We start from the raw sequence: 17822 nt of genomic DNA, 5'->3' as shown, positions 1-17822 counted from the left end.
ATGACACTGACTCCGCTTCGCTCCCTCTCGTCCAGCTGCCGGCTGATGAACAACGCCCCCGGTCTCGAGTTTATCCTGATAGAGCACCCCAGGGTCCGGGCCCTGCTCAGTCTGCTGGGCGGCCAGTTGCTGCAGTACCGCCCGGCAGGTCAGCCAGAGCTGCTCTGGCTGAGCGGCCAGGCCGTGCTGGACGGCAGCAAGCCGATCCGCGGCGGCATCCCCCTGTGCTGGCCCTGGTTCGGCAAGCAGAACCAGGGACCCCAGCACGGTACCGCCCGCCTAGGCCACTGGCAGCTGGAGCGGGTGGAAGAAGACGAGCAGGCCGTGACCCTGACACTCACCTTTCAGGATGGAACGCTCGAACTGCGGCAACGGCTGTGCCTCGGCGCCGAACTCGAACTCGAGGCCACCACCACCAACCTGGGCGGCACGGTGGCCAGGGTCCAGCTGGCCCTGCACAGCTATTTCGCCGTGCCCCGGGTGGCGGACTGCCGCATCGAGGGGCTGGGCCCGGACTACCGGGACAGCCTGAAAGACTGCCACGTCAGCGGTGACGACAGCTGTCGCTTCACGCCCCCCTTCGATCGCATCTATACCGCCCCCCGGGGCAAGACCCTGCTGCACGCCGGCGATCGACGGCTCCGGCTGGAACACCGCTACCACGATAGCCTGGTGCTGTGGAACCCCGGCCCGGCGCTGCCGGCCGACATGACGGACGCCTCGGGTTTCGTCTGTGTGGAAAGCGCCCGCCTGCGCGCCCCCTGGCTGTTGCCGGGCCAGAGCACCAGCCTGGTGCTGCATTGCCGCTTCGAGCCCCTGGAGCCTGCCTATGTACCTGCTGCTGGTTGAGGACGACCTGGCCCTGGGCCGTGCCCTGCTGAAACTGCTGCAGGGCCACTACCGGGTCGACTGGGTGCGTACCCTGAGGGACGCCAGGACGCATTTTGCCGCCGCCGAGGTCGATCTGGTGCTGCTCGATCTGGGCCTGCCCGACGGTGACGGCCTGGCCTGGCTGCAGCAGTTGCGCAGTACGGAGCAGCCGGTGCCGGTGCTGATCCTCTCCGCCCGGGACCAGCTGGACGACCGCATCCAGGGCCTGGATACCGGCGCCGACGACTACCTGGTCAAGCCTTTCGAGCCTGATGAGCTGCTGGCGCGGATCCGGGTGCTGCTGCGCCGCCGGGCCGGCCGGGCCGGTGCCGTCATCCGGGTGGGCGATCTCTGCTTTTATCCCGACCGCCGGCAGTTCCTGCTGGCGGATCAGCCCCTGGAGCTGCCACCCAAGGAGCTGCAGCTGCTCACCGTATTGATCATGGCCGCCGGCAAGGTGGTCAGCCGGGAGCGGCTGACCCAGCAGCTCTACGGCCTCGGCAACGGCGCCGACTCCAACACCCTGGAAGTCCATATCCATGCCCTGCGCCGGCAACTGGGCAAGGAGCGGATCCAGACCCTGCGCGGCCAGGGCTATCGGCTGGTGGCGCCATGAAGGTTCGCCTGAGCCGGCTGGCCTGGCTGCTGGCCCTGTCCACCCTGCTCGCCGGCCTGCTCGGCATCGTCAGCACCTACCGGGTGGCCGACGCCGAATTTCGCGAGCTGATCGAGGAGGATCTGCAGCAACAGAGCCGAGTGCTGGCCCGCCTGCTGGCTGCCACCGACGGCGGCCTTTCTCCTGCCCGCCTGGAGCAACTGCTGCGCGACGGCTTCCGGGAAGACGACGAAGACACCCTGCTGGTCAATGTGATCGATCTCGATCAGCGCCGGTTGGTCAGCAACCTCGGCCAGCCGCCCTGGCCGCAGCGACACGACAGCACAGGGATCCGGCTCGAGTTCGACGGCCACACCTGGTTCGGCCACCAGCACCGGCACGGCCGACTGCTGGTGCAGCTGCTGCGCCGGGACGACCTGTACCGGGAGCTGCAGGAGGACATCCTCGAGGACATCATCACCCCGGCCCTGCTCGGCAACGGCATCAACCTGCTGCTGCTGGCCCTCTTGATCAGCCTGGTGCTCTGGCCCCTTTCCCGGCTGGTAAAACAGCTGGAACAGCGCTCGGCCGACAGCCTGACACCGCTTCGGGTGCAGACTCCCCTGCGCGAGATAGCCCTGCTCGGCGACAGCCTCAACCAGTTGATCAAGGACGTGGACGAGGTGCTCGGCCGGGAGCGGCGCTTTGCCAGCGATCTGGCCCATGAACTCAGGACGCCGCTGGCCACCCTCAAGCTGGAGCTCGCCGGTCCCGAGCCGGAGCTGCCGGTCGTGCGGGCGGAAATCGATCGCATCGCCCGGGTGGTGGAACAGTTGCTGATCCTGGCCCGGCTGGATCAGGGCCGCTGGCAGCATCGTTTTGCCCCCCTGCAGCTCGACCTGCTGTGCCGGGAGGCGATCACCCGCTGCCGTCACCGCGCCGAGGCCGGTGGCATCGAGCTGACCGCCAGCCTGACGCCTGCCCCCTGCCGGGGCGAGGCTACCCTGCTCGGCATCCTGCTCGACAACCTGCTCGGCAATTGCCTGCGGCACTGCCCGGCCGGCACCGGGGTCAGCCTGTCCCTGCAGGCCGCCGCCGGCGGCTGGGTGCTGGAAGTCGAAGATAATGGCCCCGGTATCCCCCCGGTGCTGCGCCAGCACATGGAGGCCGGCCATACCCGCCTCGACAGCAAGAGTGAAGGGCTGGGACTGGGGCTGGCCATCTGCCAGCAGATAGCCCAGGCGCACGGTGCTCGGCTGCGCTTTCTGGAGCGCCACGACGGGCAAGGGGGGCTGCGGGTCCGGCTGGAGCTGCCGACTTAAGGTTGAGTTAAGCTTTAGCGGCTAAGATGAGGGCTATTCAACGACACCGGAGTACCATGATGAACAAGACCTTTATCGCCGCCCTTATCGGCCTCACCACCGTTACCGGCTCCGCCTTCGCCGCCACCGAACCAGGCGGCTTCCAGGGGCCGGACCGCACCGAGGCCGTCAGCGTCGCCCAGGCCCTGGAACTGTCGGACGACGCCCAGGTTCGCCTGAGCGGCGTGATCACCGAATCCCTGGGAGACGAGAAATACCGCTTCCAGGACGACAGCGGCAACCTGGTGGTCGAGATCGACGACGACGAATGGCGCGGACTGGAGATCACCCCCGAGACCCGGGTCACCCTCTGGGGCGAGATCGACAAGGATTGGAACCAGGTGGAACTGGACGTGGAGCGCATCGAACTGGCCCGGTAGCCTGCTCGAATTTCTCGCCGGGGAGGAGTAAAATGCCCGCCCCGGCCGCCATCTGGTGGCGGCCGCTGACCTGAGATCAGACGAGAAATTCCATGTTTACACCCGAACTGCTGTCCCCCGCCGGCACCCTCAAGAACATGCGCTACGCCTTCGCCTATGGCGCCGACGCGGTGTACGCCGGCCAGCCCCGCTACTCGCTGCGGGTACGCAACAACGAATTCAACCACGAAAACCTCAAGATCGGCATCGACGAGGCCCATGCCCTCGGCAAGAAGTTCTACGTGGTGGTCAACATCCAGCCCCACAACGCCAAGCTCAAGACCTTCCTGCGCGACATGAAGCCGGTGGTGGAGATGGGCCCCGACGCCCTTATCATGTCCGATCCCGGCCTGATCATGCTGGTGCGCCAGCATTTCCCGCACATGCCCATCCACCTGTCGGTGCAGGCCAACGCGGTCAACTGGGCCTCGGTGAAATTCTGGCAGGACTACGGCATCGAGCGGGTGATCCTCTCCCGCGAGCTGTCGCTGGAGGAAATAGAAGAAATCCGTTCCCAGTGTCCGGAGATCGAGCTGGAGGTGTTCGTGCACGGCGCCCTGTGCATGGCCTATTCCGGCCGTTGCCTGCTGTCGGGCTACATCAACAAGCGCGATCCCAACCAGGGCACCTGCACCAACGCCTGCCGCTGGGAATACAAGGTGCACGAGGCCAGGGAAGACGACGCCGGCCAGATAGTGCACAAACAGGAGCCGATCCTGGTGCAGCCGGTGGCGCCCACCCTGGGCGCAGGCCAGCCCAGTGACCAGGTGGTACTGCTGGAGGAAGGCAACAGGCCCGGCGAATACATGGCCGCCTTCGAGGACGAGCACGGCACCTACATCATGAACTCCAAGGATCTGCGCGCGGTGCAGTACGTGGAGCGCCTGACCCGGATGGGCGTGCATTCGCTCAAGATCGAGGGACGTACCAAGTCCTTCTACTATGTGGCCCGCACCGCCCAGGTCTATCGCAAGGCCATCGACGACGCCGTGGCCGGCCGTCCCTTCGACGCCACCCTGATGAGCACCCTGGAAAACCTGGCCCACCGGGGCTATACCGAGGGCTTTCTCAAGCGCCATGCCCACAGCGACTACCAGAACTACGACTACGGCTACTCGGTGTCTACCAGCCAGCAGTTCGTGGGCGAGATCACCGGCCGTGACGGCGACTGGGTGGAAGTGGCGGTGAAGAACAAGTTCCTGGTGGGCAACAGCCTGGAGCTGATGACCCCGCGGGGCAACCTCAGCTTTACCCTGGAAGCCATGAAAAACCGCAAGGGCGAACGCGTGGAGGTAGCGCCCGGCAATGGTCATGTGGTCTACCTGCCGCTGCCCGCCGAGGTGGAGGTGGAGTTCGGCATACTGCTGCGCAACCTGGAGCAGGAGCAGAACACCCGCCAGCCCCACGGCCCACAGGCCGCCGAAGCCTGAGGCCGGAAGCTGGAAGCTGGAAGCTGGAAGCTGGAAGCTGGAAGCTGGAAGCTGGAAGCTGGAAGCTGGAAGCTGGAAGTCATTAGGGGCGGAGAATGCCGCCCACTGAAAATAAAAAAGCCGGGATGATTCCCGGCTTTTTCGTTAGTGCTTTCAGGCGATTCGCTTATTCGGCGTTTTCGGCCGGCGCTTCCACCTTGGCTTCTTCCGCCGCCGGCGCCTCGGCGTCGGCCGGCTTGTTGGCTTCCTTGATGGACAGGCGGATACGGCCCTGACGGTCCACTTCCAGCACCTTGACCTTGACCTTGTCGCCCACCTTCAGGTGATCGGACACATTCTTGACCCGCTCTTCGGTGATCTGGGAGATGTGCACCAGACCGTCCTTGCCGGGCAGGATGTTGACGAAGGCACCGAAGTCGGCCAGGCGCACCACCTGACCTTCGTAGATGGTGCCGCTTTCCACTTCCGCGGTCAGCTGCTCGATGCGGCGGATGGCCAGCTTGGCGGCTTCGCCGTCGACGGCGGCGATCTTGACGGTACCGTCGTCATCCAGCTCGATGGTGGTGCCGGTTTCCTCGGTCAGGGCGCGGATGGTGGAGCCACCCTTGCCGATCACGTCCTTGATCTTCTCAGGGTTGATCTTGATGGTGTGGATGCGCGGGGCGAAATCGGAGATCTCGGCACGGGGCGCATTGATGGCCTCGTCCATCACCTTGAGGATGTGCAGCCGGGCGTTGCGCGCCTGCTTGAGCGCCACTTCCATGATTTCCTTGGTGATGCCTTCGATCTTGATGTCCATCTGCAGGGCGGTCACACCCTCGGTGGTACCGGCCACCTTGAAATCCATGTCGCCCAGGTGATCTTCGTCACCCAGGATATCGGACAACACCACAAAACCTTCTTCTTCCTTCACCAGCCCCATGGCGATACCGGCCACGGACGCCTTGATCGGCACGCCCGCGTCCATCAGCGCCAGGGAGGTGCCGCAGACGGAGGCCATGGAGGAAGAACCGTTGGATTCGGTGATTTCAGACACCACCCGTACGGTATAGGGGAAGGCTTCCGCACTCGGCATCACCGCCGCCACGCCACGCTTGGCCAGGCGGCCATGGCCGATTTCCCGACGCTTGGGGCTGCCGACCATGCCGGTCTCACCCACACAGTAAGGGGGGAAGTTGTAGTGCAGCATAAAGCGGTTGGTACGACCGCCGGTCAGTTCGTCGATCAGCTGGGCATCCCGCTCGGTGCCCAGGGTAGCGGCAACCAGGGCCTGGGTTTCGCCGCGGGTGAACAGGGCCGAACCGTGGGTACGGGGCAGCAGGCCGGTGGCCACGTTGATGGCGCGGATCATGTCCGGCTCACGGCCGTCGATGCGCGGCTCGCCACGAACCACCCGGCCACGGACGATGTTCTTTTCCAGCTTGCCCAGTTGGTCCTGGATTTCCTTGATGCCCTGTTCCGGGCTCTCGGTCAGGATGGTTTCCTGCACCCGGGCCTTGATGTCGCTGATGGCATCGCGACGGGCAGTCTTGTCGATGATGCGATAGGCTTCGCCCAGATCCTGGGCGGCCAGCTCGGCTATCTTGGCCTTGAGCGCCTCGTTTTCGGCGGCCGGCTGCCAGTCCCAGGGCTGGGTGCCGACTTCGGCGGCAAACTCGTTGATGGCGGCGATGGCGGTCGCCATCTGCTCGTGGCCATAGACCACGGCGCCCAGCATCACTTCTTCGGGCAGGATATTGGCTTCGGACTCCACCATCAGCACGGCGTTGGCGGTACCGGCCACCACCAGATCCAGCTCACTGTTTTCCAGCTCGCCGATGGTGGGGTTGAGCACGTATTGACCGTTCATGTAACCCACGCGGGCGGCACCGATGGGGCCGGCGAAGGGAATGCCGGAAATGGCCAGGGCGGCGGAGGTGCCGAGCATGGAGATGATGTCCGGGGCGATTTCCGGGTTGGCGGAAACGACGGTGGCGATCACCTGGACTTCATTCTTGAAACCATCGGGAAACAGCGGACGGATGGGACGGTCGATCAACCGGGCGGTCAGTGTTTCCCCTTCCGTCGGACGGCCTTCGCGCTTGAAGAAGCCACCGGGAATACGGCCGGCGGCATAGGTCCGCTCCTGGTAGTTCACGGTGAGCGGGAAGAAGTCGCGGCTTTCGTCGGCTTCGCGCTTGCCGACCACGGTCACCAGCACGGCGGTGTCGTCCATGCTGGCCATGACGGCGCCGGTGGCCTGGCGGGCCATCACGCCGGTCTCGAGGGTGACGGTATGCTGGCCGTACTGGAAGGTTTTTACGATAGGATTCACGTTGTCGATTCCTTAAACTGTTTGGGCTCTCAATTTGCCCGCACAGTATACTGGATCCGCGTTCAAAGGACAGAATCGACGGCAAAAATCCCGGTTTCCGGTTAGCCGAACAGATAAGACTCCATCGACAGCATGCCGTAGCGCATATCCCCTTCCAGTACCTCGACCTCGCCGTCCGGGCTGGCCGCTCCCGCCGCCATCAGCAGCGGCAGATAATGGTCCGGGGTGGGATGGGCTCGCCGTCCATGAGGCGCATTCAGGTAATCGAGCAGCGCCGCCTTGTCGTGGCGACGGACCGCCTCCCGGGCCCAGCTTTCGAACGCCAGGGCGTAATCCGCCGGTGCGGTGACGCCCTGGCGAAATTCGTAGAGGTTGTGGGTCAGGCTGCCCGAGGCGACGATCAGTATGCCCTGCCCCCGCAAGGGCCGGAGCGCCTCCCCCAGCGCCCAGCTCGAGGCGGGCTCCAGCCAGGCCGGCATCGACAGCTGCAGCACCGGCACGTCCGCCTCGGGATAGAGAAAGCGCAGCGGCACCCAGGCGCCGTGATCCAGGCCGCGCCCCTTGTCCAGCTCCGCCCGGTAGCCTGCCTCCCGTAGCCAGGCGGCCAGCGCGGCGGCCAGGGCCGGAGCACCGGGTGCCGGGTACTGCAGCCGGTAGAGTTCGTCGGGAAAGCCACCGAAATCGTGGATGGTCTCGGGCCGCGCCGCACCGGTGATCCTGGGCTCCCGGCTGATCCAGTGGGGCGAGAGTACCAGCACCGCCTTCGGCCTGGGCAGGCGCTCGCCCAGGCGCACCAGTCCCGCCCCGGCCAGGCCGGGTTCGAGGGCATAGGTGGGGGCGCCGTGGGCAACGAATAGCACCGGCATCGGGATCATGCTGCAACTCCTGAAACAAAGGGAATGCCACTACTTTAGATCCCCTGCCGGCGTGAATAAATCAGCCAGAAGGAAAAGAATTATCTACTCATGGTTAACAGTAATAGCCGTGCGGAAACGAAAAAAGGAGCCGAAGCTCCTTTTTTCTTAAAGCGGAGGGGTCGATTAACGACGCAGGCCCAGCTTCTCGATCAGTGCACGGTAGCGCTCAACGTCCTTGCGCTTCAGGTAGTCCAGCAGGTTACGACGCTGGGATACCATGCGCAGCAGGCCGCGGCGGCTGTGGTGATCGTGGATGTGCTGCTTGAAGTGACCTTGCAGGTGGTCGATCTGGGCGCTCAGCAGGGCGACCTGTACTTCGGGGGAGCCGGTGTCGCCTTCGCCGCGGGCAAAGTCGGCAACGATCTGGGCCTTGATTTCAGCACTTAGTGACATAGTGATGTACTCCAAAAACGATGAATGATTTTCCCAGCCGATCACTAATTCAGCCGGAAACGAAGCTGCGCATTCTACCAGTTAAGTTCGCCTTGGCAACCAGAAAATACGCAGCCGCCAGGACGGTGGCGCGGGCCGCCGCCCTGGTGCTCAGCGCACCAGCCGGCGCGGCGCCACCTTGCCGTCGTCGTCGATTTCGCCGACGCCGACAAAACGGTGCTCGGGCCCGACGGTAAGGCGCACGAAGCCTTCCAGCGGCGCGCCGGCCACCTGCACCGCCTGGCCCTGCAGCAGGTAGCCCGCCACCAGCTCGGACAGGTTGATCTCGGGCAGGCCCTGCACCGCCGTGTCCATCGGCAGCAGCAGCGGATCCAGCTCCAGCCGGGGAGAAACGTCGTTGGCCTTGCAGTTGTCGAGGATGCACTGCAACTGCTCCAGGGTGAGCATGCGCTCCGCCGGATAGCCGGCCACCGCCAGCCGCCGCAGCATGGTCACGTGAGCACCGCAGCCCAGGCGCTCGCCCAGGTCGTCCACTATGGTACGGATATAGGTGCCCTTGCTCGCGTGCACCTCCAGCTCCACCTCGTCCCCTTCGAAGCGGATCAGCTTGAGCTCGTAGACGGTGATGGGGCGGGATTCCCGCGGCACTTCAATGCCTTCACGGGCGTACTGGTACAGAGGCTTGCCCTGGTACTTGAGCGCCGAATACATGGAGGGCACCTGCTCGATGTCGCCGCGGAAATGATCCAGCGCCTCGATAAGCTCTCCGGCGGAGACATTCACCGGCCGGCGCTCGACCACCTCGCCGTCGGCGTCGCTGGTGTCGGTACGCTCGCCCAGCTTGGCCACCACCCGGTAGCGCTTGTCCGCCTCCAGCAGAAACTGGGAAAACTTGGTCGCCTCCCCCAGGCAGATCGGCAGCATGCCGGTGGCCAGGGGGTCCAGGGCGCCGGTGTGCCCCGCCTTGGCGGCGGCGTAGATACGCTTGACCTGCTGCAGGGCATCGTTGGAGGTGATGCCCGCCGGCTTGTCCAGCAACAGGATGCCGTCGACTTCACGGCCACGAAAACGACGCTGACGCCCCATCTCAGTTCTGTTCCTCTTGTTCATCGTCACGGCCGACACTGCGGCGCTTGTCTTCGGCAATGGTGCTGGACACCAGGGTGGAGATGCGCATGCCTTCCACCAGGCTCTGGTCGTAGACGAAGCGCAGCTCGGGCGTCACCCGCAGCCGCACCGCCTTGGCCACCAGGCTGCGGATGTAGCCGCTGGCATCCTTCAGGGCCGCCATGCCCTTTTCGATCCGCTCGGGATCATTTTCCAGGAAGGTGACGAACACCTTGGCATAGTTCAGATCCCGGGACACTTCCACCCCGGACACGGTCACCATGCCCAAACGCTCGTCCTTGATTTCCCGCTGCAGGATAACGGCGATTTCTTTTTGCAATTCCTGCCCGACCCGGCGGGTACGGCTGAATTCTCTGGCCATAAATGCTTTCCAAGACAAAGGGGGCCCAAGGCCCCCATCGATTAACACTGTGCGTGGTTCAGGGGCGAATACCGCGCCCTCAGAGGGTGCGTTGCACTTCCACTATCTGGTAGACCTCGATCTGGTCGCCCACCCTGACGTCATTGTAGTTCTTCACGCCGATACCGCACTCCATGCCGTTGCGCACTTCGGACACGTCGTCCTTGAAGCGGCGCAGGGACTCGAGCTCGCCTTCGTAGATCACCACGTTGTCGCGCAGTACCCGGATCGGGTTGCTGCGCTTGACCACGCCCTCGGTGACCATACAGCCGGCGATGGCACCGAACTTGGGCGAACGGAACACGTCGCGCACCTGGGCCAGGCCGATGATCTCCTGCTTGAACACCGGGGCCAGCATGCCGGTCATGGCCTGCTTCACCTCGTCCAGCAGTTCGTAGATCACGCTGTAGTAGCGCAGATCGATCTCTTCCGCCTCGATCACCTTGCGCGCGGCCGCGTCGGCACGCACGTTGAAGCCCAGGATGATGGCGTTGGAGGCCGCCGCCAGGCTGGCGTCGGTCTCGGTGATGCCACCCACGCCGGAGCCGACGATCTTGACCTTGACCTCGTCGGTGGAGAGCTTCTGCAGCGAATCGGAAATCGCCTCGATGGAGCCCTGCACGTCGGCCTTCAGCACCAGGTTGATCTCGGCCACTTCGCCTTCGTTCATGTTGGCGAACATGTTCTCCAGCTTGGCCTTCTGCTGACGGGCCAGCTTGACTTCGCGGAACTTGCCCTGACGGTACAGCGCCACTTCCCGCGCCTTCTTCTCGTCGCGCACCACGGTGGCTTCGTCACCGGCGGTCGGCACCCCGGACAATCCCAGGATTTCCACCGGGATGGAAGGACCGGCGGACTTGACCTCGCGGCCCAGCTCGTCCTTCATCGCCCGAACCCGGCCGTATTCCAGGCCGCACAGCACGATGTCGCCCTGATGCAGGGTACCGTCCTGAACCAGCACGGTGGCCACGGGGCCACGGCCCTTGTCCAGGCGGGACTCGATCACCACGCCCGAGGCCATGGCGTCGTAGACCGCGGTCAGTTCCAGCACCTCGGCCTGCAGCAGTATGGCTTCCAGCAGTTCGTCGATGCCCATGCCGGTCTTGGCGGAGATATGGACGAACATGTTCTCGCCGCCCCAGTCTTCGGACATGACGCCGTGCTGGGACAGTTCGCTCTTGACCCGGTCCGGATCCGCTTCCGGCTTGTCCATCTTGTTCACCGCCACGATCAGCGGTACACCCGCCGCCTTGGCGTGCTGGATGGCCTCGATGGTCTGGGGCATGACGCCGTCATCGGCCGCCACCACCAGGATCACGATGTCGGTGGCCTTGGCACCGCGGGCACGCATGGCGGTAAAGGCCGCGTGACCCGGGGTGTCCAGGAAGGTGATCATGCCGTTGTCGGTTTCGACGTGGTAGGCACCGATATGCTGGGTGATGCCGCCGGCCTCGCCCGCCGCTACCTTGGTCCGACGGATGTAGTCCAGGGTGGAGGTCTTGCCGTGGTCGACGTGACCCATGATGGTCACCACCGGGGCGCGCGGCCTGCGCTCGGCATCGGTATCCCGATCCGACAGCACCCGCTCTTCCAGCTCGTTCTCCCGGCGCAGCACCACCTTGTGACCCATCTCTTCCGCCACCAGCTGGGCGGTTTCCTGATCGATCACCTGGTTGATGGTCACCATGGCGCCCATCTTCATCATCGCCTTGATCACTTCGGCACCCTTGACCGCCATCTTGTTGGCCAGTTCCGCCACCGTGATGGTCTCGCCGATCTCCACGTCACGGCTGACCGGCTGAGCCGGTTTCTGGAAACCGTGCTTCATCGACTTGGGCGTCATCACCTTGGCGCGCTTGCCCTTGGTCTTCAGGCGCTCGTTCCGGCTTTCGCGATCTTCCCGGTCTTCCTTGGACTTGCCACCCTTGCGCTTCTTGCCACCGGTGCGGCGGGCGCGCTGCTCTTCGGTCTGATCGGCTTCGTCTTCCGCTTCCTGGGCATGGCGGTTGGTGGTGACGTGGTAGTCACCCTCTTCCTGCTGCTTCTTGGCGGCTTCCTCGGCCCAGCGTTTTTCGTTTTCTTCCGCCAGTCGGCGTACTTCTTCCGCCTTCTGCTGGGCTTCCAGCTCGGCTTTACGCAAGGCTTCTTCCTCACGCTGACGTTTCAGATTTTCTGCTTCGCGTTTGGCCATTTCGTCCGCCTTTTTCTGCTCTTTGCTCTGGGGCTTGGCGGCCCCTTGCTCCGTGGTGTCCTGAGCTTGCAGCTGAGCTTGGCGGGCCTTTTCTTCCGCTTCACGCCGGGCTTTTTCTTCCGCCTCGCGTTTGGCCTTTTCTTCGGCTTCGCGTCTGGCTTGTTCTTCGGCCTCACGACGGGCCTGGGCTTCCGCCTCCAGACGCGCCTGCTCTTCTGCTTCCTGTTGACGCTGCTGCTCTTCCAGCGAATCACGTCTTACGTAGGTACGTTTCTTGCGCACCTCGACCTGTACCGCCTTGTTCTTACCACCGGCACCCTGCACACTCAGGGTACTCTTGGTCTTGCGTTTCAGGGTCATCCGTTTGGGTTCATTATCGTCGTTAGCGCCGTGCTGTTTTTTCAAGAACGCAAGCAGGGCGGCCTTTTCGGTTTCGGATACCATGTCGACGCTGGATTTTTCCATGCCGGCTTCCCGAAACTGCTGGACAAGACGATCAACCGGTGTGTCGATGTCACTGGCAAGTTGTGTTAATGAGACTTCTGCCATTCATTTACCTCCGTTGATCTTATTCTTCGCTCTGGTCCCCGAACCAGCAGATGTTGCGGGCGGCCATGATCAGCTCGCCGGCCAGGGCTTCATCCAGACCTTCGATGCCTTCGAGGTCGTCAATGCCCTGTTCTGCCAGTTCTTCCAGATTCGCAATACCACGGGCGGCAAGCTGGTAGGCCAGCTCCCGGGTCATGGAGGGCAGGGTCAGCAGATCTTCTGCCGGCTCCACCCCTTCGAATGATTCTTCCTGGGCCAGGGCCCGGGTGGTCAGTGCATCCTTGGCGCGATTGCGCAGTTCTTCCACCATGTCTTCGTCCAGGCCTTCGACGCTCAGCAGCTCGCTGACCGGGACATAGGCGATCTCCTCCAGGGTGGAGAAGCCTTCTTCCATCAACAGGGCGGCGAAATCCTCGTCGATGTCCAGGTACTGGACGAAGAGGTTCATGATCTTGTCGCTTTCCACCTGGTGCTTCTGCTGCAGATCCTCGACCGTCATCACGTTCAGTTCCCAGCCGGTGAGCTGGGACGCGAGGCGTACGTTCTGGCCGTTGCGGCCGATGGCCTGGGCCAGGTTGCCCGACTCGACCGCGATATCCATGGAGTGGGCGTCTTCGTCCACGATGATGGAAGCCACGTCGGCCGGCGCCATGGCGTTGATCACGAACTGGGCCGGGTTGTCGTCCCACAGCACGATGTCGACCCGCTCACCGCCGAGCTCGCCGGACACCGCCTGCACCCGGGCGCCACGCATGCCGACGCAGGCACCGATGGGATCGATACGCCTGTCGTTGGTCTTCACCGCAATCTTGGCGCGGCTGCCGGGATCCCGGGCGGCACCCATGATCTCGATGATTTCCTCACCGATTTCCGGCACCTCGATGCGGAACAGCTCCTTCAGGAAGTCCGGATGGGTGCGGCTGACGAACAGCTGGGCACCGCGGGCCTCGGGGCGAACGGCAAACAGCAGGCCACGCACCCGGTCACCGGCACGGAAGGATTCGCGCGGCAGCAGATCTTCGCGGAAGATCACCGCCTCGGCATTGTTGCCCAGATCCAGGATGACGTTGTCGCGGGTCGCCTTCTTGACCACGCCGGTGATGATCTCACCTTCCTGATCCTGGAACTGCTCCACCACCTGCATGCGCTCGGCTTCGCGCACTTTCTGCACGATGACCTGCTTGGCGGTCTGGGTGGTGATGCGATCGAAGGTGATGGAGTCTATCTGATCTTCCACGTAGTCACCCACCTGGATCTCCGGCTCATCGATCTGGGCCGCTTCCAGGGTGATCTCCCGGTAGGGGTTGGTCAGGACGTCCTGACTCTCCACCACCTGCCAGCGGCGGAAGGTATCAAAATCGCCGCTCTTGCGATCGATGGCCACCCGCACATCGATGTCGCCTTCGTATTTTTTCTTGGTGGCCGTGGCCAGGGCCGTTTCCAGCGCCTCGAAGATTTTTTCACGAGGCACCGCCTTCTCGTTGGAAACGGCGTCTACAACCAGCAATATTTCTTTATTCATGTCCGATAGCCTCGTTAGTCAAAGTTCGGAACCAGATTTGCTCTTTGGATATTGGCGAAAGCGACAGGAAACTCCGTTCCTTCCACTTCCAGCCTGATCATGGTGTCTTCCACCGCCAGCACCTTGCCTGTCAGCTTGCGGCGATTATTTACGGCCATGCGCAGGGTCAGCTCCACATCCTGGCCGATGATGGCCTGGTAATGGGCCGGCTTGAACAGGGGACGAGCGAGCCCTGGGGATGAGACTTCCAGATCATATTCGGTGGAAATGGGATCTTCCACATCCAGCACGGCGCTGACCTGACGACTGACTTCGGCACAGTCGTTCACGTCGATACCGTTTTCATGGTCAATGTACAAACGCAAGGTCGAATGCCGGCCGGCGCGTACAAATTCGAGCCCCAGCAGTTCAAAGCCCAGGGCCTCTACCGGCTCTGTCAGCATCTCGGTCAATCGTTGTTCCAATGTAGCCAAAGCTACCCCCTCCGAAAACAAAAAAAGGGCTCGCAGCCCAGTGAATTCCCATCGACCATGCCGATGGCAAAGTGCAGATAACAAAAAGCCCCGATCTTCAAATCGGGGCTATTCACCTGGACCCTGATTGTCGCCTCGCGACGACCATTCACCGCGAGCAGGCGGTGAACGTGAAATTGGTTGCGGGGGCCGGATTTGAACCGACGACCTTCGGGTTATGAGCCCGACGAGCTACCAGGCTGCTCCACCCCGCGTCCGAAATCGTGCGAGATTATAGTCAAACCGAGAACCAATCTCAACCTGACTATGACTTGGTGCCGAGAGCGGGACTTGAACCCGCACGCCCATACGGGCACTACCCCCTCAAGATAGCGTGTCTACCAATTCCACCATCTCGGCAAAAACCTTAATTGGGTACGTCGCTTCCGCCAGTTGCGGGAACATCACCCTGGGGTACGCTTTCCACCACTTCGGGTACGGAAAGGTCATCCCATTCGCTTCCTTGTTTGGTACTGTGTGTGGACAGATTGCCCAACACCAGACTCACGATAAAGAAGCCTGCCGCCAGCAGCGTGGTTGCCTTGGTCAGGAAATTACCCGAGCCACTGGAGCCAAAAACCGTATTCGATGCACCTGCGCCGAAAGACGCGCCCATGTCGGCACCCTTTCCTTGCTGGATCAACACCAGGCCAATCAGGGCCAGTGCGATAAGCAGATACACCACCAAAAGAATTTCGTACATTTGAGCCTACCTTCGCTTGGCGTTGCCGCCCCTTTTTCAGCCCTGCTGTCCGGAGCGGGGCTAATACTAACGACCCCGCCGGACGGATACAAGCGCAATTTTCAAAAAATCGCTCGACTGCATAAAAAGGCGGCAAAGCGATGATTACACAATCGTTTTACCCAAGCTGAAAACCGAAAGCTGGAAGCTTGAAGCAGCCCGGCGTTGCTTGTGGCATGAGCACGGCCGACTGCAATTCATGGCCCGCATGCAAAAACGCCAAACCACGTCGGGCAACTGATCGCTTCCGGCTTCCAGCTTATGACGTCCAGCTCCGGCGTAGCCGGTCAGGCTACCGCCTCGGCGATATGGTGCGCCAACCGTTCGACCTGGGCCTTGTCCGCTCCTTCCACCATCACCCGGATCAGCGGCTCGGTACCGGACTTACGCAACAGCACCCGCCCGGCGCCGGCCAGTTCCGCCTCGGCCTCGGCCACCCGCCGCCGGACTTCCTCGCTGGCCAGGGGATCGGTGCCGGCGTTAAACCGCACATTGACCAGCACCTGGGGAAACAGGGTCAGGCCCTTGCACAGTTCATGCAGGCTGCGCCGCTCCCCCACCATGGCACGCAGCACCTGCAGCGCGGCCACTATGCCGTCGCCGGTGGTGTTGTGATCCAGGCTGATGATATGACCCGAGTTTTCCCCACCCAGTTTCCAGCCATGCTCCTTGAGCAGCTCCATCACATAGCGATCGCCCACCTTGGCCCGCACGAAGGGGATGTCCAGTTTGGCCAGGGCCAGCTCCAGCGCCATGTTGCTCATCAGGGTACCCACGACGCCACCGTGCAGGGTCCCGCGCCGCTGGGCGTCGCGAGCCATGATATAGAGCAGTTCGTCGCCGTCCACCAGGGCGCCGGTATGATCCACCATCACCAGGCGGTCGCCGTCACCGTCGAAGGCGATGCCCAGATCCGCCTTGTGGGCAAGCACCGCCTCGATCAGCGCCTGGGGCGCGGTGGAGCCGACCTGGTCGTTGATATTGAGCCCGTTGGGCTGGACGCCGGTGCGGATCACCCTGGCCCCCAGTTCCTCGAACACCGCCGGTGCTATGTGGTAGGTGGCGCCATGGGCACAGTCGATCACCATGGTCAGCCCGTCCAGATGCATCTCGGAAGGGAAGGTGCTCTTGCAGAACTCGATATAGCGTCCGGCGGCGTCGTTGATGCGGCTGGCCTTGCCCAGTTGATCCGACGGCACGCAGTCCATCGGTTGCTCCAGCAGGGCCTCGATGGCCAGCTCCACCTCGTCCGGCAACTTGGTGCCGTCGTGGGAGAAGAACTTGATGCCGTTGTCGTAATAGGGATTGTGGGAGGCACTGATGACGATGCCGGCCTCGGCACGGAAGGTGCGGGTCAGGTAGGCGATGGCCGGGGTCGGCATGGGGCCGAGCAGGGCCGCCTGCAGGCCGGCGGCGGACAGCCCCGCCTCCAGGGCCGCTTCCAGCATGTAGCCGGAGATGCGGGTATCCTTGCCGATCAACACCTTGCGGGTGCCGGTCTGGGACAGCACCTTGCCCGCCGCCCAGCCCAGCTTCATCACGAACTCGGGTGTGATGGGATAGTCACCCACCTTGCCGCGCACCCCGTCGGTACCAAAATATTTTCTCGTCATCGTTGTTATCCCTGATAGTGTGCGGCCTGCTGCCATACCCGTACGGCATCGGCCATTGCTTTTACATCGTGTACCCGTACTATGTGCGCGCCCTGATTGATGGCGAACAGGTGCGCCGCCAGGCCGCCGGCCAGCCGTTCATCGACCGGGCGCTCCAGCAACTGGCCCAGCATGGACTTGCGCGACATGCCCACCAGCAGTGGCAGTTCCAGTTGCCGCAGCCGGCCGAGGCGACCGAGCAGCTCGTAGTTGTGTGCCAGCGACTTGCCGAAGCCGTAGCCGGGATCCAGGCAAAGCCGCTCGCGCGGAATTCCCGCCGCCACGCAGGCCTGCACCCGCTCCTGCAGAAAATCGCCCACCTCGGCGGCAACATCCCGATAGTCGGGCGCCTGCTGCATGGTCCTGGGCTGGCCCTGCATGTGCATCAGGCACACCGCCGCCCCGCTGGCCGCCGCCACCGTCAGCGCGCCGGGCTCGCGCAGGGCGCGGATGTCGTTGATCAGATCGGCGCCGGCCGCGACCGCTTCCCGCATCACCGCCGCCTTGCTGGTATCGATGGAGATCCAGCAATCCAGCTCGGCACGCAGCCGTTCGATGATCGGCAGTACCCGCTCCAGCTCCTGCTGCTCCGCCACCTCGTCGGCTCCCGGCCGGGTGGATTCCCCGCCCACATCTATAATGGTCGCGCCGTCGGCCACCATCTGCAGGGCATGGCGCAGCGCCTGCTCCCGCTCGAGGAAGCGGCCGCCGTCGGAAAAGGAGTCCGGCGTCAGATTCAATATCCCCATGACCTGGGGAGTGGAGAGATCCAGGGTTCTGGACGAGCTCGATAACAGCATAAGCAGAGGATTCCCAAAAACAAAAAG

At 63.3% G+C, this 17822-nt stretch carries 16 protein-coding genes and 2 tRNA genes; 5 read left to right on the top strand and 13 right to left on the bottom strand.

From position 1 onward, the window contains the following. The 5 genes from CGX12_RS00930 (at window position 1) to trhP (ending at window position 4675) form a co-directional block, all read left to right on the top strand. Entirely contained in the window at window positions 1-849 is an 849-nt protein-coding gene (locus CGX12_RS00930) for an aldose epimerase family protein (RefSeq protein ID WP_094038015.1), read from the top strand. After that, window positions 830-1486, top strand: coding sequence for a response regulator (locus tag CGX12_RS00925; RefSeq protein ID WP_094038014.1), 657 nt, complete (start codon window positions 830-832; stop codon window positions 1484-1486). The genes CGX12_RS00930 and CGX12_RS00925 overlap by 20 nt, the downstream gene beginning before the upstream one ends. Beyond that, a complete protein-coding gene (locus CGX12_RS00920) occupies window positions 1483-2787 on the top strand; it encodes an ATP-binding protein (RefSeq protein ID WP_094038013.1) in 1305 nt (434 codons plus the stop codon). The genes CGX12_RS00925 and CGX12_RS00920 overlap by 4 nt, the downstream gene beginning before the upstream one ends. Window positions 2788-2843: 56 nt before the next feature. Continuing rightward, window positions 2844-3206, top strand: a complete 363-nt coding sequence (locus CGX12_RS00915; protein ID WP_254918173.1) for a YgiW/YdeI family stress tolerance OB fold protein — start codon at window positions 2844-2846, stop codon at window positions 3204-3206. 92 nt (window positions 3207-3298) lie between these two features. Beyond that, on the top strand, window positions 3299-4675 hold the full coding sequence (trhP, locus tag CGX12_RS00910) for a prephenate-dependent tRNA uridine(34) hydroxylase TrhP (protein WP_094038011.1): 1377 nt from the start codon (window positions 3299-3301) through the stop codon (window positions 4673-4675). 166 nt (window positions 4676-4841) lie between these two features. Here trhP and pnp read toward each other — a convergent pair whose 3' ends face one another. From pnp to folP, 13 genes are all read right to left on the bottom strand, one after another. Continuing rightward, on the bottom strand, window positions 4842-6989 hold the full coding sequence (pnp, locus tag CGX12_RS00905; protein ID WP_094038010.1) for a polyribonucleotide nucleotidyltransferase: 2148 nt from the start codon (window positions 6987-6989) through the stop codon (window positions 4842-4844). 101 nt (window positions 6990-7090) lie between these two features. Further along, window positions 7091-7864, bottom strand: coding sequence for a dioxygenase family protein (locus CGX12_RS00900; RefSeq protein ID WP_094038009.1), 774 nt, complete (start codon window positions 7862-7864; stop codon window positions 7091-7093). 165 nt (window positions 7865-8029) lie between these two features. Continuing rightward, window positions 8030-8299 (bottom strand): 30S ribosomal protein S15, encoded by a 270-nt coding sequence (gene rpsO, locus CGX12_RS00895; RefSeq protein ID WP_094038008.1) that lies wholly within the window; start codon window positions 8297-8299, stop codon window positions 8030-8032. A 150-nt stretch (window positions 8300-8449) separates the two neighbouring features. Next, complete coding sequence (gene truB, locus CGX12_RS00890) at window positions 8450-9385, bottom strand: tRNA pseudouridine(55) synthase TruB (RefSeq protein ID WP_094038007.1); 936 nt, start codon at window positions 9383-9385, stop codon at window positions 8450-8452. 1 nt (window position 9386) lies between these two features. Beyond that, window positions 9387-9788: a 30S ribosome-binding factor RbfA gene (gene rbfA / locus CGX12_RS00885; protein WP_094038006.1), complete on the bottom strand. Its 402-nt coding sequence runs from the start codon at window positions 9786-9788 to the stop codon at window positions 9387-9389. Window positions 9789-9867: 79 nt separating this feature from the next. Further along, the gene (infB, locus tag CGX12_RS00880) at window positions 9868-12567 is read right to left on the bottom strand and encodes a translation initiation factor IF-2 (protein WP_094038005.1); all 2700 of its coding nucleotides are present in this window, start codon (window positions 12565-12567) and stop codon (window positions 9868-9870) included. 19 nt (window positions 12568-12586) lie between these two features. Beyond that, window positions 12587-14089 (bottom strand): transcription termination factor NusA, encoded by a 1503-nt coding sequence (gene nusA / locus CGX12_RS00875; protein ID WP_094038004.1) that lies wholly within the window; start codon window positions 14087-14089, stop codon window positions 12587-12589. Window positions 14090-14103: 14 nt separating this feature from the next. Beyond that, window positions 14104-14562 carry a ribosome maturation factor RimP gene (gene rimP / locus CGX12_RS00870; protein WP_094038003.1) on the bottom strand — a complete coding sequence of 153 codons (459 nt, stop codon included), beginning with the start codon at window positions 14560-14562 and terminating at the stop codon, window positions 14104-14106. Between the two features lie 177 nt (window positions 14563-14739). Further along, window positions 14740-14816: transfer RNA gene (locus CGX12_RS00865), tRNA-Met, on the bottom strand. A gap of 58 nt (window positions 14817-14874) precedes the next feature. Further along, window positions 14875-14961, bottom strand: a tRNA-Leu gene (locus CGX12_RS00860). A 7-nt stretch (window positions 14962-14968) separates the two neighbouring features. After that, window positions 14969-15304: a preprotein translocase subunit SecG gene (gene secG / locus CGX12_RS00855; protein ID WP_094038002.1), complete on the bottom strand. Its 336-nt coding sequence runs from the start codon at window positions 15302-15304 to the stop codon at window positions 14969-14971. Window positions 15305-15630: 326 nt separating this feature from the next. Beyond that, a complete protein-coding gene (gene glmM / locus CGX12_RS00850; protein WP_094038001.1) occupies window positions 15631-16956 on the bottom strand; it encodes a phosphoglucosamine mutase in 1326 nt (441 codons plus the stop codon). A 5-nt stretch (window positions 16957-16961) separates the two neighbouring features. Further along, window positions 16962-17795 (bottom strand): dihydropteroate synthase, encoded by an 834-nt coding sequence (gene folP, locus CGX12_RS00845; RefSeq protein ID WP_094038000.1) that lies wholly within the window; start codon window positions 17793-17795, stop codon window positions 16962-16964. Window positions 17796-17822: the final 27 nt, after the last annotated feature.

The organism is Zobellella denitrificans, assembly GCF_002237365.1.
Lineage (GTDB): Bacteria > Pseudomonadota > Gammaproteobacteria > Enterobacterales > Aeromonadaceae > Oceanimonas > Oceanimonas denitrificans.
Note: the sequence above shows the minus strand (reverse complement) of the source record. Positions and strands in the feature narration are given on the sequence as shown.

Excerpts from the sequence above, each read along its gene's own strand:
- CGX12_RS00930 (WP_094038015.1), top strand. The coding sequence starts at position 1 with ATGACACTGACTCCGCTTCGCTCCCTCTCGTCCAGCTGCCGGCTGATG.
- CGX12_RS00925 (WP_094038014.1), top strand. The coding sequence starts at position 830 with ATGTACCTGCTGCTGGTTGAGGACGACCTGGCCCTGGGCCGTGCCCTG.
- CGX12_RS00920 (WP_094038013.1), top strand. The coding sequence starts at position 1,483 with ATGAAGGTTCGCCTGAGCCGGCTGGCCTGGCTGCTGGCCCTGTCCACC.
- CGX12_RS00915 (WP_254918173.1), top strand. The coding sequence starts at position 2,844 with ATGATGAACAAGACCTTTATCGCCGCCCTTATCGGCCTCACCACCGTT.
- trhP (WP_094038011.1), top strand. The coding sequence starts at position 3,299 with ATGTTTACACCCGAACTGCTGTCCCCCGCCGGCACCCTCAAGAACATG.
- CGX12_RS00900 (WP_094038009.1), bottom strand. The coding sequence starts at position 7,864 with ATGATCCCGATGCCGGTGCTATTCGTTGCCCACGGCGCCCCCACCTAT.
- rpsO (WP_094038008.1), bottom strand. The coding sequence starts at position 8,299 with ATGTCACTAAGTGCTGAAATCAAGGCCCAGATCGTTGCCGACTTTGCC.
- truB (WP_094038007.1), bottom strand. The coding sequence starts at position 9,385 with ATGGGGCGTCAGCGTCGTTTTCGTGGCCGTGAAGTCGACGGCATCCTG.
- rbfA (WP_094038006.1), bottom strand. The coding sequence starts at position 9,788 with ATGGCCAGAGAATTCAGCCGTACCCGCCGGGTCGGGCAGGAATTGCAA.
- infB (WP_094038005.1), bottom strand. The coding sequence starts at position 12,567 with ATGGCAGAAGTCTCATTAACACAACTTGCCAGTGACATCGACACACCG.
- nusA (WP_094038004.1), bottom strand. The coding sequence starts at position 14,089 with ATGAATAAAGAAATATTGCTGGTTGTAGACGCCGTTTCCAACGAGAAG.
- secG (WP_094038002.1), bottom strand. The coding sequence starts at position 15,304 with ATGTACGAAATTCTTTTGGTGGTGTATCTGCTTATCGCACTGGCCCTG.
- glmM (WP_094038001.1), bottom strand. The coding sequence starts at position 16,956 with ATGACGAGAAAATATTTTGGTACCGACGGGGTGCGCGGCAAGGTGGGT.
- folP (WP_094038000.1), bottom strand. The coding sequence starts at position 17,795 with ATGCTGTTATCGAGCTCGTCCAGAACCCTGGATCTCTCCACTCCCCAG.